Origin of the sequence: Microbacterium sp. GCM10027623, from assembly GCF_042666935.1 — a bacterium.
Lineage (GTDB): Bacteria > Actinomycetota > Actinomycetes > Actinomycetales > Microbacteriaceae > Microbacterium.
In genome coordinates this window covers 335838-351907 of the sequence record NZ_JBHTHE010000001.1, presented here as the reverse complement: position 1 = coordinate 351907, position 16070 = coordinate 335838, and the positions used below count along the sequence as shown (strand labels likewise).

General features: G+C 69.6%; 14 protein-coding genes. 9 read left to right on the top strand and 5 right to left on the bottom strand.

Annotation, left to right across the window (positions count from 1 at the left end; all coding sequences use genetic code 11):
- Positions 1-68 precede the first annotated feature (68 nt).
- Positions 69-2615, top strand: a complete 2547-nt coding sequence (locus ACFQY2_RS01560; RefSeq protein WP_378743850.1) for a rhamnogalacturonan lyase — start codon at positions 69-71, stop codon at positions 2613-2615.
- Here ACFQY2_RS01560 and ACFQY2_RS01555 read toward each other — a convergent pair.
- Entirely contained in the window at positions 2602-3894 is a 1293-nt protein-coding gene (locus ACFQY2_RS01555) for an Nramp family divalent metal transporter (protein ID WP_378743849.1), read from the bottom strand. The genes ACFQY2_RS01560 and ACFQY2_RS01555 overlap by 14 nt on opposite strands.
- Positions 3895-3972: 78 nt before the next feature.
- On the opposite strand from ACFQY2_RS01555, the gene ACFQY2_RS01550 reads away from it, so the two are divergent.
- Complete coding sequence (locus ACFQY2_RS01550) at positions 3973-4602, top strand: TrmH family RNA methyltransferase (protein ID WP_378743848.1); 630 nt, start codon at positions 3973-3975, stop codon at positions 4600-4602.
- Positions 4603-4699: 97 nt separating this feature from the next.
- The gene (locus ACFQY2_RS01545) at positions 4700-6415 is read left to right on the top strand and encodes an acyl-CoA dehydrogenase (RefSeq protein ID WP_378743846.1); all 1716 of its coding nucleotides are present in this window, start codon (positions 4700-4702) and stop codon (positions 6413-6415) included.
- Positions 6416-6418: 3 nt separating this feature from the next.
- Here ACFQY2_RS01545 and ACFQY2_RS01540 read toward each other — a convergent pair whose 3' ends face one another.
- From ACFQY2_RS01540 to ACFQY2_RS01530, 3 genes are read right to left on the bottom strand one after another with little or no spacing between them, the layout of a single operon-like run.
- The gene (locus ACFQY2_RS01540) at positions 6419-7753 is read right to left on the bottom strand and encodes an MATE family efflux transporter (protein ID WP_378743845.1); all 1335 of its coding nucleotides are present in this window, start codon (positions 7751-7753) and stop codon (positions 6419-6421) included.
- Between the two features lie 38 nt (positions 7754-7791).
- Positions 7792-8814 (bottom strand): class II fructose-bisphosphate aldolase, encoded by a 1023-nt coding sequence (fbaA, locus tag ACFQY2_RS01535; RefSeq protein ID WP_378743844.1) that lies wholly within the window; start codon positions 8812-8814, stop codon positions 7792-7794.
- 31 nt (positions 8815-8845) lie between these two features.
- Positions 8846-9835 (bottom strand): LacI family DNA-binding transcriptional regulator, encoded by a 990-nt coding sequence (locus ACFQY2_RS01530; protein WP_378745000.1) that lies wholly within the window; start codon positions 9833-9835, stop codon positions 8846-8848.
- Positions 9836-9995: 160 nt separating this feature from the next.
- Here ACFQY2_RS01530 and ACFQY2_RS01525 point away from each other — a divergent pair, with 160 nt between their 5' ends.
- From ACFQY2_RS01525 to ACFQY2_RS01500, 6 genes are all read left to right on the top strand, one after another.
- Positions 9996-11024, top strand: coding sequence for a substrate-binding domain-containing protein (locus ACFQY2_RS01525; protein ID WP_378743843.1), 1029 nt, complete (start codon positions 9996-9998; stop codon positions 11022-11024).
- Positions 11025-11096: 72 nt separating this feature from the next.
- Positions 11097-12110 carry an ABC transporter permease gene (locus ACFQY2_RS01520; RefSeq protein ID WP_378743842.1) on the top strand — a complete coding sequence of 338 codons (1014 nt, stop codon included), beginning with the start codon at positions 11097-11099 and terminating at the stop codon, positions 12108-12110.
- A gap of 21 nt (positions 12111-12131) precedes the next feature.
- A complete protein-coding gene (locus ACFQY2_RS01515) occupies positions 12132-12938 on the top strand; it encodes an ATP-binding cassette domain-containing protein (protein WP_378743841.1) in 807 nt (268 codons plus the stop codon).
- Entirely contained in the window at positions 12931-13842 is a 912-nt protein-coding gene (locus tag ACFQY2_RS01510; RefSeq protein ID WP_378743840.1) for a PfkB family carbohydrate kinase, read from the top strand. The genes ACFQY2_RS01515 and ACFQY2_RS01510 overlap by 8 nt, the downstream gene beginning before the upstream one ends.
- Positions 13843-13850: 8 nt before the next feature.
- Positions 13851-14525 carry a nucleoside/nucleotide kinase family protein gene (locus tag ACFQY2_RS01505; RefSeq protein ID WP_378743839.1) on the top strand — a complete coding sequence of 225 codons (675 nt, stop codon included), beginning with the start codon at positions 13851-13853 and terminating at the stop codon, positions 14523-14525.
- 33 nt (positions 14526-14558) lie between these two features.
- Positions 14559-15092: a DUF1992 domain-containing protein gene (locus tag ACFQY2_RS01500; protein ID WP_378743838.1), complete on the top strand. Its 534-nt coding sequence runs from the start codon at positions 14559-14561 to the stop codon at positions 15090-15092.
- 27 nt (positions 15093-15119) lie between these two features.
- Here ACFQY2_RS01500 and ACFQY2_RS01495 read toward each other — a convergent pair whose 3' ends face one another.
- Positions 15120-16034, bottom strand: coding sequence for a helix-turn-helix domain-containing protein (locus ACFQY2_RS01495; RefSeq protein ID WP_378743836.1), 915 nt, complete (start codon positions 16032-16034; stop codon positions 15120-15122).
- Positions 16035-16070: the final 36 nt, after the last annotated feature.

Genomic DNA, 16070 nt, shown 5'->3' with positions numbered 1-16070 from the left:
AGCGACGGGGGTAGCTTCGGCGGGGCGCGGAAAGCGCTATCCAACGGCCCCAGCCCAGAGGAGTTTCAATGTCGAATCCCAGATCCCGCCCGTTCCGGCTGTCCCTGGCGGTGGTGACCGCAGGCTGCATGCTCGCTGTCGGCACGCCGGCGGCGCTGGCATCCGCTTCCCCGGCGGGCGGCAAGCCGGTCTCCGGCGTCCCCCAGCTCGAGACCCTCGACCGCGGCCTCGTCGCCGTCTCGACCGACGACGGCGTCTTCCTCAGCTGGCGCCTGCTGGGCTCCGAGGCGACCGGTGCGACCTCGACCGGTCTCGCCGGCCCCGACTTCGCGGTCCATCGCGACGGCGAGCGCATCGCGGTCGTCACCGACAGCACGAACTACGCGGATGCCGACGGCTCCGCCGACTCGACCTACACGGTGGCCCCGATCGTGAACGGCGTCGAGCTGGCGGCGTCGGACGCCGTCACCGCCTGGTCGCAGGGCTTCCACGACCTGCCGCTGCAGAAGCCGGCGGACGGGGTCACCCCGGTGGGCGAGGCCTACACGTACTCCGCGAACGACGTCTCGGTCGGCGACGTCGACGGCGACGGACAGTACGAGTACGTCGTCAAGTGGGATCCCTCCAACTCGAAGGACGTCTCGCAGCGCGGCTACACCGGAAACGTCTACATCGACACGTACGAGCTCGACGGCACCCTGCTGAACCGCCTCGACCTCGGCGTGAACATCCGCGCGGGCGCGCACTACACGCAGTTCCTCACGTACGACTTCGACGGCGACGGCCGCGCGGAGACCATGCTGAAGACCGCGCCCGGCACCAAGTCGATCACCTACCGGCCCGACGGCTCCGTGGCATCCGAGAAGTACATCACGATCCCGGGATCCGACCGCAGGGCCGGGTACTCGAACGACGACGACTACCGCCTGAGCGCCGCCGACTACGAGCAGCACCTGGTGGACATGTTCCTCGGCTGGAGTGAGCGCCCCGAGGTCGTCTCCGGCCAGTGGCCGGCGACGCTCGAAGAGGCGTGGGGGATGCCCGTCACGCACGAGTACCCGCTGAGCCGGGCGGATGCCGAGGACCTGGCCGACACGTTCATCGACGTGTACGCGCCCAGCCGCAGCGACAAGAACCTGCTGCGCGAGTTCGAGGGCTTCATCCTCGACGGGCCGGAGTATCTGACCGTCTTCGACGGCGCCACCGGCAAGGAACTGAAGACCATCGCCTACCCGACCGACCGCGGGGACGACGGCCTGCTGTGGGGCGATTACGCGATGTCGCGCATCGAGCCGGGCAACCGCGTGGACCGCTTCCTCTCGGGCGTCGGATACCTCGACGGGCGGCACCCGTCGGCCGCGTTCGCACGCGGCTACTACACCCGCACCACCGTGACCACCTTCGACTGGGACGGCAGGAATCTCACCCAGCGCTGGCAGGTAGACAGCGGTCAGGTGCCTCTCACCAACCCGTTCAACGACTCACCGCACGGACGCGACGGCAGCGACCCGGTGTACGGCGGGATCACCACACAGGGCGATCACTCGCTGAGCTTCGCCGACGTCGACTCCGACGGCAGACAGGAGCTGGTCTACGGCTCGGTGACCTTCGACGACGACGGCAGCGTGCTGTACAGCTCGCACGACGTGCTGCCCGACGGCAGCGCCGACCCGGGCGCGGATGTGCGCCTCGGCCACGGCGATGCCATGCACGTCGCGGACATCGACCCGAACCGGGACGGTCTGGAGATCTGGACGGCGCATGAGGGCGGCGCGTACGCGCCGTACGGCTCGGCGCTGCGCGATGCCGCCACCGGCGAGGTGCAGTTCGGGGCGTACTCCGGCAAGGACACCGGCCGCGCGATGATCGGCGACGTGCGCGCCGACGTGCCCGGCATCGAGGTGTGGTCGAGCATGCCCGGCGGCACGGATGCCAGTGGGCTGCTCAGTGCGAAGGGCGAGATCCTGTCCGCGAGCACGCCCGGCACGAACATGTCGATCCGCTGGGCGGGCGACCTGACCACTCAGATCGTGAACGGCAGCGGCGAGGCGACGCCGACGATCGACGACTGGACGCGCGGCACGATGCTCACCGCGACGGGTACCCGCACGAACAACGGCACCAAGGGCAACCCGTCCCTGGTCGCCGACGTGCTGGGCGACTGGCGCGAGGAGCTGCTGGTGCGCACGGCCGATTCGAGCGCGCTGCGCTTCTACACGTCGACCGAGGTGACCTCGCACAAGCTGACCACGCTCATGCACGACCTGCAGTACCGCGCCGAGACGGCTCGTCAGCAGACGACCTACAACCAGCCCGCATACACCTCGTTCTACCTGGCGAGCGACATCGACTGGGCGGACGTGCCGATCCTGACCCGCGCGGTGACCCCGCCCGCGCCGAAGTTCAAGGACCGCCCCGGCACGGCTCACGACGAGGTGCAGGTGCCCAAGCGGGTGGACGGCATCACCTACTACGTGAACGGCGAGGAGGTCACCGCGGCGAACGCGAAGGTGCGGGTCACGGGCGAGGCGACGGTGGTCGCGGTTCCCGAGGCCTGGTACCGCGTCGCCGACGGCGCAGCCTCGCAGTGGACGGAGGAGTTCAGCACCCGTTGACCACCACCGCCCCGGTGAGCACCAGCCACAGCAGCACGCCGTTCAGGGCGATCAGCAGGACGGCGAACAGGATGCCGAGGACCGTCGTGATGCGCCTGTTCACGTGCTCGCCGAGCGTGCGGCGCTGCGCCGTGAGAGCGACCAGCGGGACGAGGGCGAAGGGGATGCCGAAGGACAGCACGACCTGGCTCAGCACCAGTGCGAGGGTGGGATCGAAGCCGATCCCGAGGATGACGAGCGCAGGGATGAGGGTGACCAGCCGCCGGGCGAGCAGCGGGACGCGGATGGTGAGCAGCCCGTGCATGATCTCGGCGCCGGCGTACGCCCCGACCGACGTCGATGCGAGACCGGATGCCAGCAGTCCGACCGCGAAGAGCGTGCCGATCAGCCCGCCCAGATTGGCGCTGATGGCGGCATGCGCGCCCTCGAGCGAGTCGGTGCCCTCGACGCCGGGCAGATTCGCCGCAGCCAGCAGCAGGATCGCGAGGTTCACGGAGCCGGCGATCACCATGGCGATGGTGACGTCCCAGCGGGTGGCGGTGAGCAGAGTGCGGATCGAGGGCTTCGTTGCGGTGCGGGCGGGATCCTCGAAGGAGGGGAAGCGGTCGCGCGCCAGCGCGCTGTGCGCGTAGATGGCGTGGGGCATGATCGTCGCGCCGAGGATGGATGCGGCCAGCAGCACCGATCCGCTGTCGGCGAAGCGCGGCAGCATCCCGCCGACGATACCCGCCGGATCGGGCGGCGCCACGAAGAGCCCGGCGACGAATCCGATCGTGATCACCGCCATGAGTCCGATGATCACGAACTCGAAGTGCCGCGGTCCGCGACGGGAATGCACCGCGAGCAGCGCGATCGACACCGCGCCCGTGATGATGCCGCCGTAGACGAGCGGGATGCCGAAGAGCAGATTGAGTGCGACCGCGCCGCCGAGGACCTCGGCGATGTCGGTGGCCATCGCGACGAGCTCGGCCTGCAGCCAGAACGCGCGGCGTGCCCAGCGGTTGCGGATCCGGCGGCCGAGCACCTCGGGGAGGCTGAGACCGGTGACCAGACCGAGCTTGGCGGAGAGGTACTGGATGAGCCACGCCATGACATTGCCCGCGATCACCACCCACACCAGCAGGTACCCGTATCGGGCGCCGGCCGTCATGTTGCTGGCGACGTTGCCGGGGTCGAGGTAGGCGACACCGGCCACGAGGGCCGGCCCGAGCAGCCAGAGTCCGCGCATCCTCGGCGCGGGGGACTGCCCGGTCTCGGGCATCACGACAGTTTTAGGCATGCCGAAATCATAGCGACTTTTCGGTGTACCTAAAAGTCATCCGAGAGCCGCCTGCGCACCGCGACTACGCTGGAGGGAATGGACGAGCAGGCCTCCGACGGCACCCCCGAGCGCAGCACCCATGGTGTCGGTCCCTGGCAGGGCGAACCGCCCACCGAGGAGCACTTCGACCCGGAGCTGCTCGCACACGGCGACACCCGCAACGTCATCGATCGCTATCGCTACTGGCGGATGGACGCCATCGTCGCCGACCTCGACCTGCAACGGCATCCGTTCCATGTCGCCATCGAGAACTGGCAGCACGACATGAACATCGGCTCGATCGTGCGCAGTGCCAATGCTTTCCTCGCCGACACGGTGCACATCATCGGGCGTCGCCGCTGGAACAAGCGCGGGGCGATGGTCACCGATCGCTACCAGCACGTCGTGCACCACCCCGATGTGGAGGCCTTCGCCGAGTGGGCGACGGAGGCCGGCCTGCCCATCGTCGCCGTCGACAACGTCGGCGAGGCGGTTCCGGTCGATCGCGCCGAGCTGCCCGAGCGCTGCGTGCTGCTGTTCGGTCAGGAGGGGCCGGGACTGTCGCCGGAGGCGCTCGCGGCGGCATCCGGCCACGTCGAGATCACTCAGTACGGGTCGACCCGGTCGATCAATGCGAGCGCTGCGGCTGCCGTCGTGATGTACGAATGGTGTCGCCGGTACGCCTGAGCGCCTCGAGGGGTGACACGACACGGGTGACGTGACACGCAGTCTCGCGTACACTGAACCGGAGTCCCATCTGCGACATCTCGGAATGGAGTGCACCGTGGCATCCGAATACATCCCCCCGGTCTCGGACTACGCCTTCCTGTTCGGCGAGGCGTTCGGACTTGATCTCGTCGCGCGCGGCACCGGCGGTGCCTTCAGTGCGGACGACGCCACCGAGATCCTCGCCGGGGCCGGCGAGTTCGCGGCATCCGTCCTCGCCCCGCTCGAGGCGATCGGCGACCGGGAGGGCGCGCGCCTGGACGGCGACCAGGTGCGCCTGCCGGCAGGATTCGCCGACGCCTACCGGGCATTCGTCGAGGCCGGCTGGATCACCGCCGAGGCTCCCGAATCCGCCGGCGGGGACGGGCTCCCCGGCTCGATCCGCGCGGGCCTCGGAGAGATCTGGAACGGATCGAACGCGGCATTCGCGCTGTGCTGGCTGCTGACGGCCGGACAGATCCACGCGCTGGATGCGGCCGCATCCGACGACATCCGCGAGACGTACCTGACCAAGCTCGTCTCGGGCGAGTGGACCGGCACGATGAATCTCACCGAGCCGGAGGCCGGCACCGATCTGGGCGCGATCCGCACCGTCGCGACGCCGCGCGGCGACGGATCGTGGGGGGTCAGCGGTCAGAAGATCTTCATCACCTGGGGCGACCACGACATCGCCGAGAACATCGTGCACCTCGTGCTCGCGCGAACCCCGGATGCTCCCGCGGGTGCCAAGGGGCTCTCGCTCTTCGTGGTGCCGAAGTTCCTGCCCGACGACGCCGGCGCTCCCGGTGAGCGCAACGCCGTGACGACCGTCGCGATCGAGCACAAGCTCGGCATCCACGGCAGCCCGACCTGCGTGCTCGCATACGAGGATGCCACCGGCTACCTCGTCGGCGAGGTCGGCGGGGGACTGGCAGGCATGTTCGTGATGATGAACTCCGCCCGCGCGGGGATGGGCTTCCAGGCCACCGGCATCTCGGAACGCGCGTACCAGCAGGCCGTCGCGTACGCGGGCGGGCGTCTCCAGGGCGCGGTCCTGGACCGCCCGGCCGGCACCCCCATCGCCGAGCATCCGGATGTGCGCCGTCTGCTGCTGTCGATGCAGAGCCGCATCTTCGCGATGCGGGCGCTCGGCGTGTATCTCGGCGACCTGTTCGACCGAGCCGAGGCGGACGGGACAGGCGCCCTCGCAGACTTCCTCGTCCCCGTGCTGAAGGGCTGGACGACCGAGGACGCGGTCGCGCTCACCAGCGACGCGATCCAGGTGCACGGGGGAATGGGCTTCATCGAGGAGACCGGCATCGCTCAGCACTACCGGGATGCCAGGATCATGCCGATCTACGAGGGCACCACCGCGATCCAGGCGAACGACCTCATCGGCCGCAAGGTGATCCGTGACGGTGGCGTCACCGCCGAGAGCCTGTTCGCCTCGATGGAGGAGACGGTCCAGGCTCTCCGCGAACGGGCCGACGCCGTGGCCGCGCGCACCGCCGATCGGCTGGAGCGGGCGATCGCCGCAGGGCGCACGGCCACCGCATCCGTCATCCGCTTCGGCCCGACCCGCGACGCCTACGGCGTGAGCGTGCCGTATCTGATGCTGCTCGGCACGCTCGCCGGCGGATGGATGCACGCGCTCGCCGTCGTCGCCGTGCTCGCGCACGAGACGCAGGACGAGTCGGATGCTGCGCGTCTGGTGTCCGCCGACTTCTACGGCGCCCACCACCTGCCCCGCGTGCACATGCTCGCCGAGACGGTGGCCGCCGGCGAGGTGGCCTGACCCTCAGGCAGCCACTCTCGTCCATCGGTCGGTGCGCACTCGCCAGCCGAGCGTGCCGAGTCGGGCGAGCAGGTAGACGCCGAAGAACGCGACGGCGAGCAACAGCAGACCCGCGGTGCCGTCGACGCCCGTGGCGGAGATGATCCACAGCACGGGCAGGAACGGCATGAGGTTGAGGAGACCGGCGATCGCGAGGTAACGGGCGTCGTTCGCGCCCATCAGCACGCCGTCGAGCACGAAGACGACCCCGGCGACCGGCTGGGCGACGGCCAGCACGAGCAGCGCGGGCTGCACCAGGGCGGCCACGGCGGCGTCACCGGTGAAGACGATGCCGAGCACGCCCGACAGCGCCGCGATGACCGTTCCGACGAGCACGCCGAACCACACGCCCCAGGCGACCGTGCGGCGCAGCACCCGGTGCACCTGGGCCAGATCGCCGGAGCCCAGGCCCTTGCCGATCAGCGCCTGGGCGGCGATCGCGAGCGCGTCCAGGGCGAAGGCGGCCGTGGAGAAGATCGTGAACGCGATCTGCCAGCCGGCGAGCTCGTGCGTGCCGATTCCGGTCGCGACGCCGACCGTGATGAGCAGCGCGGCGCGCAGGCTGACGGTGCGCAGGAACAGCCAGCCGCCCGAGCGGGCGGTGCCGCGCATGCCGGCGCGCTGCGCCTTCATGGAGGCGCCGTGCCGCAGGGCGAGGCGGCGGATGACGACCACGTACGCGGCGACCATGCCCCACTGCGCGGTTACGGTGCCGAACGCGGATCCGGCGATGCCCCAGCCGAGGCCGTAGATGAACAGCCAGTTCAGCAGGGCGTTGGCACCGAAGCCGAGACCGGCGATCCAGAGGGGTGTGACGGTGTCCTGCATCCCGCGCAGCAAGCCCGTCGCAGCGAAGACGATGAGCATCGCGGGCAGGCCCCACATCGAGATGGCCAGATACGTGCGGGCCTCGGTGGCGACGGCATCCGTGGGTCCGAACAGTGCGACCAGCCAGGGAGTGGAGACGGCGCCGATGATGGCGAGCACCGCGCCGAGTCCGAGCGCGAACCACATCCCGTCGATGCCGATTGAGACCGCGTCGCCCGGCTTGCCCGCGCCGAAGCGGCGGGCGACGGCGGGAGTGGTGGAGTAGGCGAGGAAGATCATCAGTCCGACGATCGTCTGCAGCACGGCGCTGGCGATGCCGAGTCCGGCGAGCGGGACGGTGCCGAGGTGGCCGACCATCGCCGCATCGAGGATGAGGAACAGCGGCTCCGCGACCAGCGCGCCCAGCGCGGGCACGGCGAGGTGCAGGATCTCGCGGTTCAGCGACGCAGGAGCGGATGCGGGGGATGCCACCTCATGAGCCTAGGGCGTGGTGCCGACGGCGGGACGTGTCAGCGCAACGCCCTGCCCGCCGATCCCAGTTCTTCCGCGGCTCGCACCACCCGGGCCGCCATGGCGGCCTCGGCGGGCGTGCCCCAGCTGCGCGGATCGTACGCCTTCTTGTCGCCGTAGCCGCCGTCGACCTTGAGCACCCTGTTCCAGTTGGACATCATGTGGCCGGCGATCGAGCTCGTGAACGCGTACTGGGTGTCGGTGTCGATATTCATCTTCACGACGCCGTGCGAGATGGCATCCGAGATCTCCTCGGGGCTCGACCCGGACCCGCCGTGGAAGACCAGGTCGAACGGCCGGTCGCGTCCGGTCTCCGCACCGATCGCGGACTGGATCTCGCCGAGCAGCTCGGGACGCAGATGCACGGAGGCAGGGCTGTAGACCCCGTGCACGTTCCCGAACGTCAGCGCGGTCAGGTACCGGCCGCGTTCGCCGGTGCCCAGGGCGGCCACGGTCGCACGGGCGTCCTCGACGGTGGAGTACAGGTCGTCGTTGATGTCGTGCGAGATGCCGTCCTCCTCGCCACCCACCACGCCGACCTCGATCTCGAGGATCGTCTGCGCCCGCTCGCTGAGCTGCAGCAGTTCGTCGGCGATCCGCAGGTTCTCGGTCAGCGGCACGGCCGAGCCGTCCCACATGTGCGATTGGAACAGGGGATCGAGCCCGCGGGTGCGGCGCGCGATCGCATCGTCCAGCAACGGGCGCACCCAGTCGTCCAGATGCTGCGCGGGGCAGTGATCCGTGTGCAGCGCCACGGTCACGCCGTACCGCTGCGCCACCTCGTGCGCGTACGCCGCGAGGGCCTTGGAGCCGATCGCCCTGGCCTGCACCTGCGCACCCGAGAGGTAGAGCGCGGTGCCGAGGGAGACCTGGATGATGCCGTCGCTCTCGGCCTCGGCGAACCCTTGCAGGGCGGCGTTGAGGGTCTGCGAACTCGTCACGTTGATCGCCGGCAGGGCGAAACCCCGGTCTTTGGCGTTGTCGATCATGGCCGCGTACGTCTCGGGCGTGGCGATGGGCATGGGGTCCTCTCGGTCAGGGCGGGGGCGACGGTCAGGCGCAGCCGCACGAGGTGCGCCGGCGGAATGCGGTGTCGACGATGCGGTGCTCGAACGGCGAGGCGTCGCCCTCGATCCGACGGATCAGCAGATCGACGGCCTCCCGGCCCATGCGTTCGACGTTCTGGGCGATGGCGGTCAGACCGGGACTGAACAGGTCGCTCCACTCGAAGTCGTCGTAGCACGCCAGGGCGATGTCCTCGGGGATGCGCAGGCCGAACTCCGAGATGGCCCGCATCGCGCCGATGGTCATGGCGTTGTTCAGGGTCAGAAAAGCCGTGGGCGGGTCGTCCAGGCTGAGCAGCTGCTCGACGGCGGCGCGCGAATGGTCCTGGTTCGACTCACCGGCGATGATCAGGCGGGGGTCGGGATCGATGCCGTGGGCCGTCAGCGCGTCCAGGTATCCGGCCCGGCGCTCGGCACTGGAGTCCAGTCCGGCGAGACCGACGATCGCGCCGATGCGGCGGTGACCGTGCTCGATCAGGTGCGAGGTGAGCTTCGCGGTGGAGGCGCGGTTCTCGGGCGTGACCTGGTCGCAGCCGATGTCGAGCGCGCGGTCGATCAGCACCATCGGCGTGTTGCCGGCGGTGACCGCGTCCGCCGCCTGGTCGGCGAAGCCGGCGGAGGGCGCCACGATCAGGCCGTCCACACTGCGCCCGAGGAACGAGTCGATCACGAGTCGCTCGCGGGTGGCCTCGTCGTGGCTGTCGCCGAGCAGAAGAATGTATCCCTCGGCGGAGATGCGGCGCTCGATCGCGTGCAGCAGCGGGCCGAAGTACTGGTTCGTGAGACCGGAGATCACGACTCCGATGGCGTGGGAGCGACCCCCGGCGAGCGTCCGCGCCGCGTCGTTGCGCCGGTAGCCGAGTTCGCGCAGCGCCTTCTCGACGCGCTCACGGGTGCTGTCGTTGACCGGCCTGGTCTTGTTCAGCACGTGCGACACCGTGCTCAGAGAGACTCCGGCATGCGTCGCCACCTCACTCATGGTCACCACGTCGGGTCGCCCTTCTTACGGATGCTGTCAACGACACGCTCACGCTAACACTTCGGCACGGAATCGCGAAAGCGCTTGCGCAAGCGCTTTCGTCTTTGTATCGTGACCGTGGGTGCAGTAGCCCGGCCAAGAGGAGATCGAAGGAGTTCTCATGAATCGCAGGTTTTCCAAGCGGATGCTGGTGATCGCGACGGCGTTCGCGGCGACCGCGGTGCTGATGGGCACCACAGCATGCAGTTCCGGTGCCACCGACGAGCCCGCATCGGGCGGGTCGGGCGACACCGTCAAGATCGGACTGGTCACGAAGACCGACTCGAACCCGTTCTTCGTCAAGATGCGCGAATCGGCCAAGGAGTCGGCCGAGGAGAACGGCGCCGAGCTGATCGCGCTCGCCGGTGCGTTCGACGGCGACAACGAGGGTCAGGTCTCCGCGATCGAGAACCTGATCAGCCAGGGCGTGCAGGGCATCATGATCACGCCCAACTCGTCCTCCGGCATCCTCGCGGCGATCAAGCAGGCGCGCGACCAGGGCATCCTCGTCGTCGCGCTGGACACGGCCACCGACCCCGAGGACGCCGTCGACGCGACCTTCGCGACCGACAACCTCGCCGCAGGCGTGGCGCAGGGCTCCTGGGTCAAGGCGGCGCTCGGCGACGAGGCTCCGAAGCTCCTGATGCTCGACGGCACTCCCGGCGGCACCGTCGACACCTTCCGGCACGACGGATTCCTGAAGGGCATGGGACTGACGGAGAAGTCGCCCGAGGTGCTCGGCATGGAGAACACCAACGGCGACCAGACCAAGGCCCAGACCGCGATGGAGAACCTGCTCCAGCGGGTGCCCGACGCCAACTCGGTGTACACGATCAACGAGCCCGCTGCGGCCGGCGGCTACGCCGCGATCAAGGCGGCAGGCAAGCAGGATCAGATCGTGATCGGCTCGATCGACGGTTCGTGCACCGGGGTCGAGAACGTGAAGAACGGCGTCATCGGGGCGACCGTGATGCAGTTCCCCACGAAGATGGCCGACGAGGGCGTCAAGGCGATCGTCGCGTTCGCCAAGGACGGCACCAAGCCCAAGGCCGGGTTCAACGACACCGGCTCGGTGCTGATCACCGACAAGCCGATGGACGGCCTGGAATCCAAGGACACCGCCTGGGGTGCCGAGAACTGCTGGGGCTGAGCGACCCTCCCCGATCGATCCGGGTGGGGCGGGCGCTCTGCCCGCTCCGCCCGCCGAGCAGATGAGAGAACAATGACCACTCCCACCATGGCGACGCAGTCGCCGACGCCCCCGCAGCAGGACTCCGTCGTGCAGCGCGCGGTGTCCTCCATCGTGCGTGCACCGGTCTTCGGTGCGAGCATCGCCCTGATCGTCGCGATCATCGCCTTCGGCATCATCTCTCCCCGCTTCCTGGCGGCGGGGAACATCTCGCTGATCCTGCAGCAGTCGGTCGTGATCGGCATCCTCGCCGTCGCCCAGACTCTGATCATCCTGACGGCCGGGATCGACCTGTCCATCGGCGCCATCGCCGTGCTCGGCACGGTGGTGATGGCGCAGATGGCCGGCGCGATGGGGCCGGTCACCGCCCTGCTCGCCACCCTGGTGGTCTGCGTCGTGCTGGGTTCGCTCAACGGCGGCCTGGTGACGGTGCTCAGACTGCCCCCCTTCATCGTCACGCTCGGCACGTTCACCGCGATCGTCGCGATCACCCATCTCTACGCCGGCTCGCAGACCTTCCAGGTGAGCGATGCCCTCCTCACGTTCCTGGGCACGACCTTCCACATCGGCAGCTTCGTCACCACCTACGGCGTGGTCGCGATGCTCCTGGTGTACGTCATCGTCGGGTACGCGCTCACGCAGACGGCGTGGGGAAAGCACGTGTACGCCGTGGGCGGCAATCCGACGGCGGCGAAGCTGTCGGGCGTGCGCAGCGACCGGGTGATCTTCTCGGTCTACCTCGTCTCGGGGGTGATCGCGATGATCGCCGCCTGGGCGGCGCTCGGCCGCATCCCGAACGCGGACCCGAACGCCTATCAGAACGCCAACCTCGAGACGATCACCGCCGTCGTGATCGGCGGCACCAGCCTGTTCGGCGGGCGCGGTGGTGTGCTCGGCACGCTCATCGGAACACTGATCGTGGGAGTGCTGCGCAACGGCCTCACCCTCGCCGGGGTCGACAACCTCTACCAGAACATCGCGACCGGTGTGCTGGTGATCGTGGCCGTCGCGGTCGACCAGTTCATGCGCCGCAAGACGACGCGCTAGAAGACCGGAGGAGAGATCAACATGAGTGCGAACGATCAGGTCGTCCCACGGCCGATGGCACTGCAGGCCCGCGGACTCGTCAAGCGCTACGGCAGCGTGACGGCCATCAACGGCGCGGATTTCGATCTGCGCGACGGCGAGGTGCTCGCCGTGATCGGCGACAACGGCGCCGGCAAGTCGAGCCTCATCAAGGCGCTCGCCGGTGCGGTCGTGCCGGATGCCGGCGAGATCCGGATGAACGGCGAGGTGGTGAACTTCCGCAGCACGGGAGACGCCCGCGCGCACGGCATCGAGACCGTCTACCAGGATCTGGCGGTGATCCCGGCGCTCGACATCGCGTCGAACCTCTACCTGGGTCGCGAAGTGCGACGCAAGGGCTTCCTGGGCACGGTGCTGCGACGACTGGACATGCCCGCGATGCGCGCCGAGGCGGCCAGGCACCTCTCGGAGCTGAAGATCGGCATCAAGTCGGTCAGCCAGTCGGTCGAGACCCTGTCCGGTGGCCAGCGGCAGGGCGTCGCCGTGTCTCGCGCAGCGGCATTCGGCCGCGGCGTCATCATCATGGACGAGCCGACGGCGGCGCTGGGCGTGCGCGAGTCCGGTCAGGTCATCGAGCTGATCAGGTCGATCCGCGAGCGCGGCATCCCGGTCGTGCTGATCAGCCACGACATGCCGCACGTCTTCGAGGTCGCCGACCGGATCCACGTGCACCGCCTGGGCCGTCGCGCCGCGGTCGTGGATCCGCGCGAACGCAGCATGTCCGAGGTCGTCGCCCTGATGACCGGCGCCGAGCGTCCGACCGATCGCGAGGCGGCCGGAGGTGAGTGAACCGCGTCCGCGCGGAGTGTTCGCCGGGTTGGCGACGCTCGACGTGGTCCACCGGGTCGCCGCCCCGCCGTCGGGCAACCAGAAGATCACCGCCGCCGCCCAGTTCATCGCCGCCGGCGGGCCGGCCGCGAATGCCGCCGTCACCTTCGCCGCTCTGGGTGGTGACGCGACCCTGGTGACCGCGCTCGGCAGCTCGCCGGTGGCGCGGGCGATCACGGGCGAGCTGCGGGAGGTCGGGGTCGAGGTGATCGACGTGCATCCGGACTTCTCGGGGAGCGCTCCCGTGTCGTCGGTCATCGTCACCGAATCCAACGGCGACCGTGCGGTGGTCGGCGCAGACGCGCTGGGCATGCAGGCCCCTGCGCCAGCGGCTGACGCCCTCCGCACCGTGCTCGCGGGCGCGGATGTCGTGCTCGTCGACGGTCACCATCCCGCCGTCTCGGTCGGCGTCGCGCGCGCCGCGCGGTCCGCGGACATCCGGGTGATCGTCGACGCCGGCCGCTGGAAGCCATCGATGCCGGATGTGATCGGCGCGGCGTCGGACGTGGTGGCATCCGCCGACTTCCGGATGCCGGATTCCTCGAGCTCCGAGGACACCGCGGCACAGCTGGCGGGTATGGGTGCGCTCACCGTCGTGGTGACCGACGGTGCGAACCCGGTTCGGTGGTGGCGCGGCGATGATGCGGGTGTCATCGCCGCGGAGGCCGTCGCGGCGGTCGATACGCTGGCAGCCGGTGACGTGTTCCACGGAGCATATGCCTTCGCGTCGGCGAGAGGTCTGCCGCTGGATGCGATCATCGTCTTCGCGTCGAGGGTCGCGGCCGTGCGGTGCACCCTCGTGGGGCCGCGCTCGTGGCTGTCGGCCATCGCCGAGGTCCCCTTGGTACGAACGCCGTTGGCATGAGGAGTCGAGTGAACACTGTGCAAGGGGTCGAGCTGTCGTTCGCGCAGCTCGTCGAGAGAGCGACGACGCTGGCGGGGCAGGGGCGACGCGCGCTGCTCGGCATCACGGGCGCGCCCGGGGCGGGCAAATCCACGCTCGCGGAGCGGCTCGTCGACGAGCTCGGCCCCGAGACGGCGGTCTTCGTGCCGATGGACGGATTCCACCTCGCCAACCGGGAGCTGGTGCTGCTGGACCGCCTCGAGCGCAAGGGAGCACACGACACGTTCGACGGCTGGGGCTACGCCGCTCTGCTGACGCGGCTGCGCGATCAGCGGGTGCGCGCGGATCAGGGGGTCGAGGGCGTCGTCTACGCCCCGCAGTTCCGCCGCGATCTGGAGGAACCGGTGGGTTCGGCCATCCCGGTGCGGCCGGAGGTGCCGCTGGTCGTGACCGAGGGGAATTATCTGCTCCTCGACGGGCCGGCGTGGACGCGTGCACGGGAGACGATCGACGAGGTCTGGTTCCTCGCACCCGACGAACCGCAGCGGATCGCCCAGCTGATCGCCAGGCACGAGCGCTACGGCCGGTCGCCCGAAGAGGCCAAGGAGCGATCACTCGGCAGTGATCAGCGCAACGCCGAGCTGATCGGTGCGACGGCGAGCCGCGCCGACCTGGTCGTCACTCTGACCGACCGCCTGCTCTGACCGCGGTTTAGGCTGTCGGTATCGGAGGTGCAGATGACCGAGCCGACGCAGGATCCGAATGACGTGGAGCAGGACAAGCCGCCCATGGCGCTCAACGCGCAGAACAAGGCGGAGTTCGTCGAGACGGCGATCCAGCTGGCGATCCGGCGCGGCGACTTCGACGATCTGCCCGGCGCGGGCAAGCCCATCGAGGGGCTCGGAACGCATCACGACCCGGACTGGTGGATCCGTCGCAAGATCGAGACCGAGAACCTCTCCGGCCTGGGTCCGCCCGCGCTGCTGCTGCGCAACGAGGATCGCGGTCTGGACGACGAGCTCGATCTGCTGGCGGGCGAGGACGACGTGCGCGAGGTCGTCGAGGACTTCAACCGTCGCGTGATCGCGGCGCGGCGTCAGCTGCTCGGCGGACCGCCCGTGGTCACGAGGACCCGGGATGTGGAGGTCGAGATCTCGGCCTGGAGGGCGCGCCGTGCTGCCGCCGCGGCGAATCCGCAGCCGGATGACACGGTTGCGGAGACGACGGATGCCGTCGCGCGACGCGGTCTGTGGCGCTGGCTGCGCCGCTGACACAGGCGCCGGTTCGCCCGGTACCGATCAGGGCAGCGGTCCCAGGGACTCCCTCTGGGCCCGTTCCATGACCTCTTCCAGATGCCCGGCGCGGAACGCGCGGGGGGAGACGCCGTTGACCCGGCGGAACTGCCGGGAGAAGTAGTACGGGTCGGTGTAGCCGACAGCGGCCGCGATCGCCTGCACGCTCAGGCGGGTCGTCAGCAGCAGTTCGCGGGCCCGAGCGCTGCGCAGGCGGGTGAGGTACTCGATCACGCCCATGCCCGTCGTCGACTTGAACAGGGCGGCGAAGTGCGACGGGCTGAGGTTCGCCATCTCGGCGAGTTCCGCGACGCCCGCCCTGGTCCCCAGGTTCTCCCGGAGGTACGCCATCGCGGCGTGCACGCGGGATCCGGGTCCGCTGCCGCCACGCAGTCGGTCCGCCCGCAGATGCGCGAGAAGATGCCAGGCCGCCCCTGAGGCCTCGTAGAGCGAGGCGGCCGTGTCGTCGACGTCGAGCTTCTCGACCACCTGCGTGATCAGGGCGGTCGCGGCGTAGACGTCATGCAGGCGCAGCACCGGCGAGGCCGAACGATCAGCCGGCTCGGGCAGCAGGCCGGCGACGTCCTCTCCCGCCACGTGCATCCACCAGATGCTCCACGGATCGGTCTGATGGGCGACGTACATGTGCGGTCGGCGCGCGGGGATGATCACCGCGTCGCCGGCGGTGACACGGTGCGCCGTGCCCTCCAGGACGACGCGTCCCTCACCGGCGGTGCAGATGATGACGATGGTCTGCTCGGCACCGGACGGCCGCACGCGGCCGTGGTCCACGGCATGCGGGAAGAACCCCGCGTCGGTCACGAGCAGGCGGTCGGTGATGGGCGCCGCGAGCGCGGCTGACGTGATCGGCACGGGCAGCACCCGTAGGCGCTGACCCGGGAATCCGTCGCGGACGAGCATGCGGCGACTCTAGTGCAGGATCAGAGGATCATCCAG

Bases quoted from the DNA above. Each gene is read 5' to 3' on its own strand.
- ACFQY2_RS01495 (WP_378743836.1), bottom strand. From the start codon at position 16,034: ATGCTCGTCCGCGACGGATTCCCGGGTCAGCGCCTACGGGTGCTGCCC.
- ACFQY2_RS01515 (WP_378743841.1), top strand. From the start codon at position 12,132: ATGAGTGCGAACGATCAGGTCGTCCCACGGCCGATGGCACTGCAGGCC.
- ACFQY2_RS01500 (WP_378743838.1), top strand. From the start codon at position 14,559: ATGACCGAGCCGACGCAGGATCCGAATGACGTGGAGCAGGACAAGCCG.
- ACFQY2_RS01550 (WP_378743848.1), top strand. From the start codon at position 3,973: ATGGACGAGCAGGCCTCCGACGGCACCCCCGAGCGCAGCACCCATGGT.
- fbaA (WP_378743844.1), bottom strand. From the start codon at position 8,814: ATGCCCATCGCCACGCCCGAGACGTACGCGGCCATGATCGACAACGCC.
- ACFQY2_RS01525 (WP_378743843.1), top strand. From the start codon at position 9,996: ATGAATCGCAGGTTTTCCAAGCGGATGCTGGTGATCGCGACGGCGTTC.
- ACFQY2_RS01520 (WP_378743842.1), top strand. From the start codon at position 11,097: ATGACCACTCCCACCATGGCGACGCAGTCGCCGACGCCCCCGCAGCAG.
- ACFQY2_RS01560 (WP_378743850.1), top strand. From the start codon at position 69: ATGTCGAATCCCAGATCCCGCCCGTTCCGGCTGTCCCTGGCGGTGGTG.
- ACFQY2_RS01530 (WP_378745000.1), bottom strand. From the start codon at position 9,835: ATGAGTGAGGTGGCGACGCATGCCGGAGTCTCTCTGAGCACGGTGTCG.
- ACFQY2_RS01555 (WP_378743849.1), bottom strand. From the start codon at position 3,894: ATGCCTAAAACTGTCGTGATGCCCGAGACCGGGCAGTCCCCCGCGCCG.